Annotated in this window: 15 protein-coding genes; 5 read left to right on the top strand and 10 right to left on the bottom strand. The window is 35.5% G+C overall.

All coding sequences use genetic code 11. From position 1 onward, the window contains the following. On the top strand, nucleotides 1-246 hold a 246-nt coding region (locus tag OMU_RS20015), incomplete at its 5' end, for an ISL3 family transposase (protein WP_016178671.1). 247 nt (nucleotides 247-493) lie between these two features. On the opposite strand, the gene OMU_RS20020 is transcribed toward OMU_RS20015, so the two are convergent. Both OMU_RS20020 and OMU_RS20025 read right to left on the bottom strand, forming a co-directional pair. Then, the gene (locus OMU_RS20020) at nucleotides 494-1015 is read right to left on the bottom strand and encodes a hypothetical protein (protein WP_016181680.1); all 522 of its coding nucleotides are present in this window, start codon (nucleotides 1013-1015) and stop codon (nucleotides 494-496) included. Between the two features lie 19 nt (nucleotides 1016-1034). Then, nucleotides 1035-2000 carry a DUF6731 family protein gene (locus tag OMU_RS20025; protein ID WP_016181681.1) on the bottom strand — a complete coding sequence of 322 codons (966 nt, stop codon included), beginning with the start codon at nucleotides 1998-2000 and terminating at the stop codon, nucleotides 1035-1037. A gap of 862 nt (nucleotides 2001-2862) precedes the next feature. On the opposite strand from OMU_RS20025, the gene OMU_RS20030 reads away from it, so the two are divergent. Together OMU_RS20030 and OMU_RS23500 are read left to right on the top strand one after the other, a co-directional pair. Next, a complete protein-coding gene (locus OMU_RS20030) occupies nucleotides 2863-3138 on the top strand; it encodes a CD3324 family protein (protein ID WP_016181682.1) in 276 nt (91 codons plus the stop codon). A 160-nt stretch (nucleotides 3139-3298) separates the two neighbouring features. Then, nucleotides 3299-3451 (top strand): hypothetical protein, encoded by a 153-nt coding sequence (locus tag OMU_RS23500; RefSeq protein ID WP_016181683.1) that lies wholly within the window; start codon nucleotides 3299-3301, stop codon nucleotides 3449-3451. A 109-nt stretch (nucleotides 3452-3560) separates the two neighbouring features. Here the strand turns inward: OMU_RS23500 and OMU_RS20035 are convergent, their stop codons facing one another. Both OMU_RS20035 and OMU_RS20040 read right to left on the bottom strand, forming a co-directional pair. Continuing rightward, entirely contained in the window at nucleotides 3561-4124 is a 564-nt protein-coding gene (locus OMU_RS20035) for a helix-turn-helix domain-containing protein (RefSeq protein WP_016181684.1), read from the bottom strand. A 290-nt stretch (nucleotides 4125-4414) separates the two neighbouring features. Then, entirely contained in the window at nucleotides 4415-5275 is an 861-nt protein-coding gene (locus tag OMU_RS20040) for a VOC family protein (protein WP_016181685.1), read from the bottom strand. A 233-nt stretch (nucleotides 5276-5508) separates the two neighbouring features. Here OMU_RS20040 and OMU_RS20045 point away from each other — a divergent pair, with 233 nt between their 5' ends. Next, nucleotides 5509-5886 carry a helix-turn-helix domain-containing protein gene (locus OMU_RS20045; protein WP_016181686.1) on the top strand — a complete coding sequence of 126 codons (378 nt, stop codon included), beginning with the start codon at nucleotides 5509-5511 and terminating at the stop codon, nucleotides 5884-5886. A gap of 29 nt (nucleotides 5887-5915) precedes the next feature. Next, nucleotides 5916-6407: an AraC family transcriptional regulator gene (locus OMU_RS20050; RefSeq protein ID WP_016181687.1), complete on the top strand. Its 492-nt coding sequence runs from the start codon at nucleotides 5916-5918 to the stop codon at nucleotides 6405-6407. Nucleotides 6408-6511: 104 nt separating this feature from the next. Here OMU_RS20050 and OMU_RS20055 read toward each other — a convergent pair whose 3' ends face one another. Genes OMU_RS20055 through OMU_RS20080 form a run of 6 tightly spaced genes read right to left on the bottom strand, consistent with a single transcriptional unit; the run spans nucleotide 6512 to nucleotide 11650 of the window. Further along, nucleotides 6512-7204 (bottom strand): winged helix-turn-helix domain-containing protein, encoded by a 693-nt coding sequence (locus OMU_RS20055; protein WP_016181688.1) that lies wholly within the window; start codon nucleotides 7202-7204, stop codon nucleotides 6512-6514. 45 nt (nucleotides 7205-7249) lie between these two features. Continuing rightward, nucleotides 7250-8698 (bottom strand): helix-turn-helix domain-containing protein, encoded by a 1449-nt coding sequence (locus OMU_RS20060; RefSeq protein ID WP_016181689.1) that lies wholly within the window; start codon nucleotides 8696-8698, stop codon nucleotides 7250-7252. A 46-nt stretch (nucleotides 8699-8744) separates the two neighbouring features. Continuing rightward, the gene (locus tag OMU_RS20065) at nucleotides 8745-9134 is read right to left on the bottom strand and encodes a hypothetical protein (protein ID WP_016181690.1); all 390 of its coding nucleotides are present in this window, start codon (nucleotides 9132-9134) and stop codon (nucleotides 8745-8747) included. Nucleotide 9135: 1 nt separating this feature from the next. Then, entirely contained in the window at nucleotides 9136-9900 is a 765-nt protein-coding gene (locus tag OMU_RS20070) for a class A sortase (RefSeq protein ID WP_016181691.1), read from the bottom strand. Next, nucleotides 9893-10981, bottom strand: coding sequence for a WxLIP family cell surface protein (locus OMU_RS20075; protein ID WP_016181692.1), 1089 nt, complete (start codon nucleotides 10979-10981; stop codon nucleotides 9893-9895). The genes OMU_RS20070 and OMU_RS20075 overlap by 8 nt, the downstream gene beginning before the upstream one ends. A gap of 39 nt (nucleotides 10982-11020) precedes the next feature. Continuing rightward, entirely contained in the window at nucleotides 11021-11650 is a 630-nt protein-coding gene (locus OMU_RS20080) for a WxL domain-containing protein (RefSeq protein ID WP_016181693.1), read from the bottom strand. Nucleotides 11651-11759: the final 109 nt, after the last annotated feature.

The raw sequence follows: 11759 nt of genomic DNA on the forward strand, positions 1-11759 counted from the left end.
GACTTTTACGAACGCATTGATCACTTACCTCCGATGCTTGATCCAGCATTTAAAAAAGCGATTCTTTACTTAAACAAACACAAACAAGCGATTATCAATGCGTTAAAATACCCCTATTCGAACGGAAAACTTGAAGGGAAGAATAACTTGATTAAAGTGATTAAGAGAGTGGCATTCGGTTTTAGAACCTTTCGCCACCTTCGTATGCGAATTCTGATTCAACAGAATCTTTGCGACATTATTTGAGCAAAAAAACAAAAAGAAAAAAGGAAACGCCGAAGCATTTCCTTTCAGTGATTTAATGAGAACAACACGATTTGACTTAGAGCCTGAAAAAAGAGCTCAACTCCTTGCATTATAAGGAGTTGAGCTCTTTTCTGAAGTAATTACTAAATCACATACATAAGATTGTAAGTTCATACACTTAGATACCCAAGAAAAATTGGACTAGTTACTTCCTGTTTAATACATAAAAACTAGCATAGAATATACGCTAATTTACTCTTCTTCTACCGTTATTATCGTTATCTTTAAAAGTACATATCTTTACAATTATCCATACCAGATAAAATACATCCCAAGAAACAATAGTAAATAGAAAGAACCAGAAAAATAGACCCATACTTTTAACAAACGAGGGCATATTTGGAATGACAAAACAGTAAAATATTGAGAGTAAAACTAAAACAATATTGTATAAAAAGGCGTTTCTTAGTCTTTCAAGTAATGTATTATAAATATTTGAATCCAAATCAAATTTCTTAGCTCTTCTGAAAAAAATAGAATCTTCTTTCAAACTCATTAATAATCCAATCAATAATCCAAGAATACCTAGGATTATTGATGAAAAGGATATCGTATCACTAATAGCTCCTCGAATGCTCAACATATAACCGTTTTTGTATATAAAGACTAGAAAAAGACAAATAAAAATTATTAAAACATACCTAAAATAATCTACTTTATCAACTAAATCCCCCTTTTTTAAAACTTTCCTTGCTTTTTCTAATTTCATATTATCACCCTGTTATTCTTTATCTTGGCAACAAACGAATTAATTTATTTTGCATAGATATTCCAGCTGCAAAGTAATTTTGCTCCTTAAATCCATTGAAAATGTACTCGGCACCAATTGTAGATCGATTTTGTACTTCTAGTACTATCTCTGAACTAAGCTTTGGTGTCAATAAATCAATATATTCCATCGAACTTTCTATATCTCTTCTCGAGGTTACATGCATACCAACATCCAAATCTTTTTCCCTAGTCAATTTCAAAACATCTCGAATCATTCGACGTACTTCCTCAGAATCTAAACTTTCGCTCTTACCTGTTTTTGCCATCGAAAGAGTTACTTCAAAATTTACTCCATGAACTTCTGATAGTGCTGCAATTGATCTGCTTAAAACATCTGAATCCAATTCTTCATCAGCTATTTCATTAAAATCTGCTCCTTTTATTGTAATTTTTCGATATATCTCATTTTGCATTACCTTTTCAATAGCATTACTATCAATAATCGGTGCTAAGTTTACAACGTAAGGAACATCTCCGTCTCTCTCATGATTCAAATCATTTACTCTCATTCGCAATCCGCTTAATGTTAAAGCGATTTGTTTAACATTAAGACCATAAAAATTCCCTTGAGTAACTAATACATTTGTACGAGGATCATAAATTAATAAGTTGAATTCTCCTAAATATTCGTCATCAGCTAAGTTTATATCCTCTTTATCTTGATTAATTTTCTTTCTTGAAGGAATATTTTTAGATCTAAGCTTTGATAACTGCAGATAATACAAATTATTTGCATAATCATAACCACAACTATTCCATTCTAAATCAGATACTTCATCGCCTAAAAAAACAGAGGCATTAAAGGACCTCTTATTATTCAGTATTGCATCTAAAAACTTTTTCATATCCCATGTCACTAACTCATTGTTCTCAACTATTAATTGTGGTTCAAAATAATTAAAACGAATTTTTTGTTTTGCCATCTCAGTGTACTCCTTTTTATTAACGTCTACAATAATTATTAAAACAAAACATAAGTGAAAAAACAAATGTTTTTATAACTTTCGCTAAGTGCAAATAACAAAAATAGTTATAGGTTTTAATAGCTTTTTGCGAACGTGTGTAAGATATTTGATTATCGCCTTTATTGGTATAGTATCTATCATTACAAACCGAAAAAGTCATTAACTCAGACGTTGTATGTCTTAAATCAAAAACTATTAACTACACCTCTAATTTCAAATAATTGCACTACGATCAAGACTACTTCTTATATTGGGTTCCTTAACAATACTGCTGAAATTGTTGAAACAGCAATCTCCTTAAAATGATTAGATTCTCGAAATAGCTTTCTCATCAAATAGCTAAACTTTTTATTAATAGAAAAAATCAATTTTATTTCATAAGTAACTAATCGTAAACTTATTGCTTCATTACTATCTGATATAGATTATTTAATTGCTCTTTGAAATAATTGAGTCTCAAATTGACAATTAAATTCTTTTATTAATTCAGCTGATCCGTTTATAAAAAACAAATTCATTGTCGATTGTCTTTGCTAAGTTATTATTTCATCCCAAAAAAATATTACCACAACCGAAAATATACTACTCCAAACTGATTATATGAATTTCTCACTAAGCACCACCTTATGATTTTGGAATGGCCTTTTTCTCTGGGATGCTCTTCTTTACACAATGCTTTCCTTTTCAACCAATATGCTATAGTACCCGAAAGGAGCATTACAATGGGAGTAATTATTATTAAAGCCTAGCAAAAGCTTGGCAGGAATGCTTGAAGAGCTTTTGCTGAATCCTAAATTCTACTTTATTAGGAGGGTAAAAGATGGCTTATCAGAACGCATTCGAACTTCTACCAGAGGAAATCGTAAAAGAGATCCAAAAATATGTGAATAGTACAATCCTTTATATCCCCAAGAGGTCAACAGAGCGTTTGCCTTGGGGCAGCAAGACTGCTAGTAAAGAGTTGCTTCGACAAAGGAATCAACAGATCTATCAGGAGTATCAGCTCGGGAAAAGTACTCGCGAGCTCGCTGGCAGCTATTACATGGATATCAAAAGTATCCAACGTATCATTCGCACAATCAAAAAACAATGTTAAGAAAGAGCGAATTCCGGCTCTTTCTTTTTTTATAAAAAAACTCGTTCCTCCGCCTATGCATCGCTCCTTTATACTAAAGATAGAACAACGAAAGGATTTGATTTCTATGAAATTAATTGCTGACTGCTAACTGCAATTTTTGCTGAAAGGAGGAGCATTCATGACACAGCCTAAGGCGAAGCTGGAGGATTTTCTTCATCAGAAGAAAAAGAAAACCTTTGAACACTCGCAGCAACAATCTAAAAATAAAGTGAAGGGCAAACAAAACGCCCATCCGGTTCAAAATAGACGTGGTCGTCCATTATCGAAATAATTGACATGAAGTCCTCATTGGAAAATGACCACATAAAAAAATAAGAACCTAAACACCGAATTATATCCAGTGTTTAGGTTCTTATTTCTCGTTTAGTTTGATTAATTTTTCATCCAAAAAAGATCATTAACTCAATAGCTATAAGTATTCCGATCAACAACGCTAACCCCAACGGATGATAAGGATTGATCGCCCAGCCGACACCAAATGATTTCGGAATGATTATCGGGGCGTATTTTCCACTGACTTTATCGTCTTTGGGAATAATTAAAAAGAAGCGCAGGATCGTAAAAAGAAACACGATTCCTACAACAAGCATCGGCAATATCCTTTGGTTCGCAAGCTCCGGTATCCGGCTCATCACAAAAGAAAAAAATACCGTCAGCAACAAAATCACCACAAAGGCTGCGTCAAAAATTTTTCTTCGCTTGGTTCGTTTGATGAGCTCTGCGTCTTTCTTCATTTTATCCATTAATTGTTCATCACCTTTCAACAATTCGTCTAAGGAGATTTGGTAGTAATCGCTAATTGAAATGATCATCGGAATATCTGGAAAATTCCGTCCGACTTCCCAATTGGAGATTGTTTGTCGTGAGACGTGCAGATGATCTGCCACCTCCTGTTGAGTCAATCCCATTGACTGCCGTTGTTTTTTTAATTTTTCGCCTAGCAATACTTCATCCCCCTAAATCAAAATTACCTGTTGATAAGACAACTTACAAGCAAGATACCAAAGCACTCTGAAAAAGACAAGCTCGAATGACAAGCATCGTGATTATATCAATGTTTCCAGCTATTCAAATGATCGAATCTTTTCATAAGAATTATATCGTTAAAGGCAATCAAAACACACCCTTAATTCGAAATCTAGACAAAAAAGTGGTCGCAAATGAATCTGCAACCACTTCCTATTAATGTTTTTTTCAAATCAGCTTTCTACTCTTCGCCGACCGTTCTTCTGTTTTATTTTTCAAACTTCATGGTAATACCGTTTGGATCGACGACGGTCAAACTGCCGCTTTCGTCTTTGGAATAATTGATCTGATTTTTCCAATGTTCTTCTAAACGATCCAACTCTGCTTGATTGGGTACGACGAAGCTAAAATAATCCAAGCCTAAATCCTGTTCAGACATGGCAGGAATATTTTTCCCTAACCAGATGTTGGACCCGATATGGTGATGATAATCCCCCGTCGCAAAAAATTTGGCTTGATTGCCAAAATTATTCTTCAAGGATAGCCCTAAAACTTCTGTATAAAATTTTTCCGTCTGTATCAGATCCGCTACTTTTAAATGCACATGACCAACCGTCGTTCCTGCTGGAAATCCTTCCCCTGCACCATCGCTCGCGGCGATGACCGCTTCGGCATCCATCTCGATAGTCACACCAACAATCTCACCATCGGCACGAACATCCCATTCACTTTGCGGCTTGTCACGGTAGACTTCGATTCCATTACCTTCGGGATCATTTAAATAAATGGCTTCGCTATAGCCGTGATCACTAGCACCAATCAAAGGCGCCTCGATCGTCAAATAGTGACGCAGCGCATTTCCTAAATCTTTTCGAGTCGGTAATAAAAAAGCTACATGATATAAACCGGTTTTTGGTGTCAAAGGCAGCGGCTCTTGCACCTTATGTAATTCTAGTAGTACCGTATTATCAACACCTAAAGTACTTTGAATTGCGCTTTGTTCTAAGACCTGCAGCCCAATCACTTCTTGGTAAAAACGGGTCATTTTTTCTAAATTTGCTACTTTCAATGCCACGCGGCCCATGTGTGCGGTGGCACTTAATTGAAATGTGGGAATAATCACTGTCATGGTTAAAACCTCCTGTAAGGAACAACGCCAGCGAGTGTCGTTATTCGTTTCTTGAGATTACCTTAACGTCTTACTAATAGTAAGTAAAATCCTATGCTTAACTTCCCCTCAATATTAACTAGAGCATTCGTAAAAAGGCAGACAGTCTTCTATAATGAATGAAAGAAACGAAACCAGTCAAGTTCCGAGTTGTTTCAGCGGAATGACCTACGACATAAAAGGAGCAAGAAAACATGGCGGACTCAACGGAACAAAACTACCTGCGGTTAATTAATAAAACTGAAGACTACATCGAACAGCATCTCGCGGAGCCAATCTCTTTGAGTGATCTAGCCAAAAACGCGCATTTTTCAGAATTTCATTTCCATCGAATGTTTAAAAAATATTCATCGGAGACATTAAAGGAATTTGTGACTAGATTTAAGCTAGAACGTGCGGCTATTTTTCTATGTATTGCTTCTTCTATTTCATTAACCGACATTGCCTTAAGCTACGGCTATAACGATGCGAGTTCCTTCAGCAGAGCCTTCAAAAAACATTTTGGCGTCAGCCCTTCCAGCTATCGGAAACAGCAAGAAATGACAAGAGCTTCTGATAGAAACATGGAATAATGAAGTTATTCGAAAAGGAGGACATGAAAATGATCGAACCAAAAAGCATTACCATAGAAAATTTAGAGAACTTGAACATCATCTACATTCGTTTCAGAGGAAGCTATGCCGCCTTTAGAAAACAGAGCCGCAAAATGTTCAACGAACTATTTGAGTTTGCGACAAAGAATGAACTCATTATCGAAAATGAGACCAAGGTATTAACCATTTACGATGACAATCCATTTATTACTGACGCGAAAAATTTACGTACAAGCGTTGCCATGACGATTCCAAATGATCGGCCCCTTCAGGAAACCGGCAATATTTGTTTATCAAGTATTTCAGGAAAATTCGGTGTTGGACATTTTGAACTATCCACGAAGGAATATGGGGATGCGTGGCAGTATATGTATCAAGAATGGCTGTTTAAGGATGAACGAAAAGTTCGCGATGCCGTTCCGTTTGAATTGTACGTAACTGAACCGCCTAGAAATTCAAAGGAAAAAAGTTTGACGGATATTTATATTCCGATAAATTGAAAAATAGAAAAAACGAGGTTGTTTAGATTTTCTATGAGGAAAAAGCAGGACCAAGTGCTCAGATAGTCATTCTGAGCGCTTAGTTATTTCGTTGATAGTTCACGCTACTGGATACATAAGAATTCATAGAATTCACTTGTTACTTGATATCCTTTGCCCCACATTGTTTGAATGATTGTTTCTGGAATATTTCGAATCTGTAATTTCTTTCGGATTTTCTTTATTAACACGGATAAAGAAGATAACTTAGATTGCGTTGTTCCTCCTTGCCACAAATGTTCGCAGATCTCATCCCGAGAAGCAATTTTCCCTTCTGTAAAATAAAGGTATTTAAGTAACTTATGCTCCATTGCTGATAGATTCAATTCTGAAATTGTTCGTTTTATTTTTACATGATTTGTCTCGTTTAATGGAGATAATTGGTTCATTTGATTGAATGTCTTATTGGCTAAGTATTTCTTTGTAATGACTTCTCTAATCACTTCCAACGAATGAGATGTAATTAGCCCATCCACTTCATGATTCATCCAGAACTCTTCAACTTCTAGGGTTTGTTCTGTATCAAATTTTCGTAAAATCGGGCGCTTCATTTTTTTCAAATTCTCTAAAGTTTCCATAGCCTCTTGATCTGATAACGTATTGCTTAATATAACCAAATCAAAATTGCTTATCCGTGTTCCTTTTTTTAACAACGTCAGTAAGTGAGCAGAACAATAGACTTCATGGCTCAAGATTTGAAGTCTATGTTGAATATCGTATTCAGCTAATATGTTTTTGGTTAAAATTAGAATTTGCATTCCTTTATTTCTCTCCTTCTATAGTTACTTAACAAAGCTACTTTATTAATCAAAACTTCTTCTTTTTTTGATGAGGATGTTAACGAAATTAAACCAATCAATCGCGCGAGGCGGCTCCAGCCAATAGATAACTAACGTGCTATTCAATTTACTATTGTCTAAATTATTGGAATCTGTTAGCAGCACATCAGTATTTTTCATTAACGTCGGTTGAAAATCGAGGTTCAAGTGGCTGCAAATATTTTTAATGCTTCTTTTTATGAAAAGGTTGTATTCTTCACCAAAAGAGAAATCAATCGTGATATTGATGGCACTCTGAAGCATTTCCGGTGACAAACAATTCACGAGCATTAATAGATAGTGATAGTATAAATAGACTGCATGCTCTTGAACAAATAGGTTCTTTGCTTTCTTTTGAGTAGCAATAAAGCTCCGGCAAAAATCAAAAACGACTTGATAATTTTCTTGAAAATATGACAAATCAAAAATATTTTCAAAAAGCAGGACCTTTCCACTGAATATCGCGTTGAAATGAATTCGGGCCATTCTATTCGTGATTTCCTTTTTTAAAGAAGAAGTATAAATTTGTGGAAAGGACTGAAATAGCTTTTCTATAAAAAGCTCAATGAGATCACTTTGTATTTCTTCATTTACTAATTCTTCCGCCGCCTGCTCAGGCAAAGCTTCATTCAATATCAAAATTCCTATGAACTCATTCAGCTCATTTTCTTGACAGAGTTTTTTTATTCCGTTCGCAAGTAAAAGCTGTTTTAATTCTTTAAACGTTTCTGATTTCATCAGCTTCTCTTTTATTCTTCTAGATAATTTTCTAGTACTTTTATCCGAAGAAAGAGCAATTAGCACATAATTAATGATTCTATTTTTATGTGAAGGGCGCATTGGTTTATAGTTTCTTTCAATAATATCTACAATGTGGGTCGCTCTTATGAGCATTTGTTCGCTAAATAGTGACCCCGCAAGATCCGTCCGATGCAAAAGATTTACACCTAGCAGTCGAACCGTGCGTTCGTTACCAGCGATCGAGTAACTGCCCTTCTTTTTTACTAATTCCAAATCTAGTGGTTTTAGCGATTCTTGTACTTTGTCTAGCCACTTGTAGACAATCGAGTTGCTGGTGAAATGGGTACTCGCAAAATCAGGTGCCGAATCAAATTTTCCCATTAAAATCTGTAAGAGCATCTTTACCCCTATAGATTTTTGAAGGTACTTTTTTAGAAAAAAATTGGATGTCACACCGCCCAATTCCTCTATAGAAATAATGCTATCGTCTTCAGTAATTTTGAATTCTTCTGTAATCCCAAATTCACAGCAATCTTCTTGAAGTCTATCAATCGTTACTCGCAATAAATATTCTGACAATTTGAACTCGTCTTTGATGAAAGATTTTGACTTTGATAAAAATGGGTCCATCTCCAATAATTTAATTAGGTGGTATTTTCTAAGGTCTTTCTTTTCAATCAATTGTTCAATCACTCTTAATTGCTCCTCCAAATAATAAAACAGCCAGTTGCATCCCCACTTAAAAGGGTCCTTTTTGTCCAAATAGTACAGTTCCCGATAACATATAAGCCATTTGGCTCAGCGTCCCTATATTTTCTTTTCCATCACCACTAGGAACAGGAAATTTATTGATTGGATAATCAAAAAAATGGTCGTTCGTAGCTAATATTCCTTTTCTTTTTGGGATAACCACGGCTGAATCACTCTCTTTTGCTTTTTCAAGCATCGTGCCTACAGGTTTATTTTTTCTAGCTTTTCTTTCTTCCCTCTTAACTTTTTCAGGAACAATCTCTTCGGCCGGTTTTTGCGAGTTAAAAATTGGATTACTGACTGCTTCAGAAATACTGCCTATTGAAAAAGACATTGCTACTAATGAACTGAATAGTACTGGTATGTAATATTTTTTCATCTCAATCCTTCTTTCTGCCTGTCATCATCCAAATAAACCAAGAGAAAAGAATCAATAAAAATATCAACCCAATACTAGAAAGAATTAATTGATTTGAGGGCACTTTTGGCTTGCCTAGATATCGCTTGTTCATCGTTTTATCACTTTGATTAATAGAATTTTTTGCATTGACTAAACAAGCCTTCACACAAATTCGATTGCTCGTTGCATTTGTACTGTCGCAAGTAAGTAGTGTTAGTTCAGGTTTCTTCGTTTCCTGCATAACCTGAATGTCTCGTTCATCAATTACTTTTTTCTCTACTATTTTGTACTCATAGTTTTTCCCCAGATAATGCAAGAATACGGAGTCCTCTACTTTCACCTGATTCAACGAACCAAACAAAAAATTTTGACTGCCAACATAGTGCCCTAAAATGACTAAATTATTTTTGGATGGCTCTCGTTCAGGAAATATGGTACCCGCACCGATTAAGAGCTCTTCGTTTTTTAGACCTGAAAAAACTGGTAAAAAAATATCAGCAGCGGGTACCTCAATAGTTCCTATGCCAGTAGTTTTTGGGACCTTCGCTGCTAAAAAACTGGACAGCTGCAAAGGCTGGATCTCTTCGACTACTGGTTGTGGGGTATTGGCTAAATTTGAAGTGATCGTTATCTCTGTGTTCTGATGATAAAGAAGCAACCACTCTTTTATTTTGTCTACTCCCATCAAAGCAATAGCAACCAGCAATGCTCCTATCAACATAGTTCTGAGAACTAGTCTATTCATCCGTTTTTTTCTTATCCTTTCTGCGAATCAATAGCAATATCGTGAGGATAAGCAGTAAAATAATCGCTCCTAATAGGTAATAAAGCCATGTATAGTTCGGAGCAGCGTCTAAGACATCAACATCTTTTTTATTGTAGGTTTGTGCAGCTTTTTGAGTAATGGTGAATTTCTTTTCAAATTCCCATTTCTGTTGATAATTCTGTGGTTTCCCTTCGTTGTCCTTCCCGAAAGTAAATTCCCCATTTTTATCTTTTATTCCGTAAGCAGTTCCTTTATAAAGGTATTCACCAGCTTCTAGTTCTTCTCCCTGTAAAGGAATGTTGTACCAGAATCCAGAATTTGGTGCCATCTGCATATTTTCTGTTTTCTCTGAATAAACTTTTTTTCCGTCTTTTTCCTTATAGATTGCCGCATCAATGGCTAAGTTGTTTATGTAAAACGGCTTATCATTGCTGAAGTATCCACGAATAACATTCCTAACATTCCGTTGATTGGCTTCGGCCTTTTGTAGGGTCAATTCTCCTGTTCCAGAGATTCCCTCTGATTGTCGCATCAATACAGCCACTGCAAAATTAAATTTATTTTTGATGGCCATGCCTTCGGAATCCTTTTTCTCTTTTTCATCGCTATCAACTTCTTGGAATGAAATTCCTCCGGCAATAATCCCAGGAAATTCTTCTTGAGGCATTTTTACAGTAAAGGAATAGCGTTCTTTTGATTTAGGTGCTAAGGTGACTACTTTCTTATAGTCGACTAATTTTTCGAGATCATGCTTTTGTGAGGCATGTAGTGGTAAATCATTAGGCGAATATTCTACTACCCCATTATCATTCGTCTTGGCGCTAGTCATTCCAACATTTATTTTTACTTCTTTATCGGTAGCATTTGATAGATCAACTTCTAGTTTTTGTGTTCCTCCCGGTTCAAGAAGAATATCGTAGTAACCCAATTGCCCTTTTCGTTGGCTCTCCGGCAAAATCGGATCGACATTAAACGCAAACTCAGAAGCTTGAGCAGCTCTTAACGGGAAGAAAATACTTAACGTAACTAAAATAAGTGATAGTACACTATATTTTTTCATGAGACTTCCTTTCAAATTCAAAAATAATATTTTTAGGCTTTACTGCCAGGGCGCGCTAACAAGTATCCACTGAAAATTGGTTGTATAGTTGGTGCCATATTTGATTGTTCGACCTGGAACAGATAAGTAAATACTTTTTTCTCCTTCTTCAGCATCTTTCCCCCAAACAAATTGAAATGAACCTTCACCAGTACCTTCTTTGGCCTGCATCACGTTTACAGACTCATTGGGAAAGAGCACAAAACGCTCTTTCCCATCAGGCAATTCTGAAGTTGAATTTGTGACAGCTCTTCCATGTTCAAATGAAATACTTGCACCATCTAAGATACGGCCTTCAGAATCTGAAAATTGATTTTCTTGCTTCAGCTCTAAATTCCAACCAGTATAAGTTTGTCGGTTATCAGTAATTTGGATGAAATTGGGCCCTTTTTCCAATTTACCTGTTGCTTTCACACGAAAAGGCTGTAAAAATGCGAAATATTCTTTGTCGATTGTTTGAATTGATTGCTGTCCAAAATAAAACTCGGAAACATAATCAATTTGTAGCTTTCTCGGCTGATTCTTTGTGTAGAAAAAACGAATATCGCCTTTACTAGTGGTTTGCCCATTGACTTCCAGGGAATAAGCAAATACTAGACACAAACAAACAATCCACAAGATTTTTTTCACAGATTCTCCTCCTTATTCGTTTTAATGAATTAATTTTTCATGGAAAAATTAGTTCTATTCGAATGCCGTATATCATTCAACTAAAGTATTCAGTCCATTTATGAAACAT

The sequence above is a fragment of the Enterococcus avium ATCC 14025 genome, assembly GCF_000406965.1.
Lineage (GTDB): Bacteria > Bacillota > Bacilli > Lactobacillales > Enterococcaceae > Enterococcus_A > Enterococcus_A avium.

Coding starts and splice junctions, on each gene's coding strand:
- OMU_RS20025 (WP_016181681.1), bottom strand. CDS start 2,000: ATGGCAAAACAAAAAATTCGTTTTAATTATTTTGAACCACAATTAATA.
- OMU_RS20075 (WP_016181692.1), bottom strand. CDS start 10,981: ATGAAAAAATATAGTGTACTATCACTTATTTTAGTTACGTTAAGTATT.
- OMU_RS20045 (WP_016181686.1), top strand. CDS start 5,509: ATGGCGGACTCAACGGAACAAAACTACCTGCGGTTAATTAATAAAACT.
- OMU_RS23500 (WP_016181683.1), top strand. CDS start 3,299: ATGACACAGCCTAAGGCGAAGCTGGAGGATTTTCTTCATCAGAAGAAA.
- OMU_RS20040 (WP_016181685.1), bottom strand. CDS start 5,275: ATGACAGTGATTATTCCCACATTTCAATTAAGTGCCACCGCACACATG.
- OMU_RS20055 (WP_016181688.1), bottom strand. CDS start 7,204: ATGCAAATTCTAATTTTAACCAAAAACATATTAGCTGAATACGATATT.
- OMU_RS20030 (WP_016181682.1), top strand. CDS start 2,863: ATGGCTTATCAGAACGCATTCGAACTTCTACCAGAGGAAATCGTAAAA.
- OMU_RS20020 (WP_016181680.1), bottom strand. CDS start 1,015: ATGAAATTAGAAAAAGCAAGGAAAGTTTTAAAAAAGGGGGATTTAGTT.
- OMU_RS20050 (WP_016181687.1), top strand. CDS start 5,916: ATGATCGAACCAAAAAGCATTACCATAGAAAATTTAGAGAACTTGAAC.
- OMU_RS20070 (WP_016181691.1), bottom strand. CDS start 9,900: ATGAATAGACTAGTTCTCAGAACTATGTTGATAGGAGCATTGCTGGTT.
- OMU_RS20065 (WP_016181690.1), bottom strand. CDS start 9,134: ATGAAAAAATATTACATACCAGTACTATTCAGTTCATTAGTAGCAATG.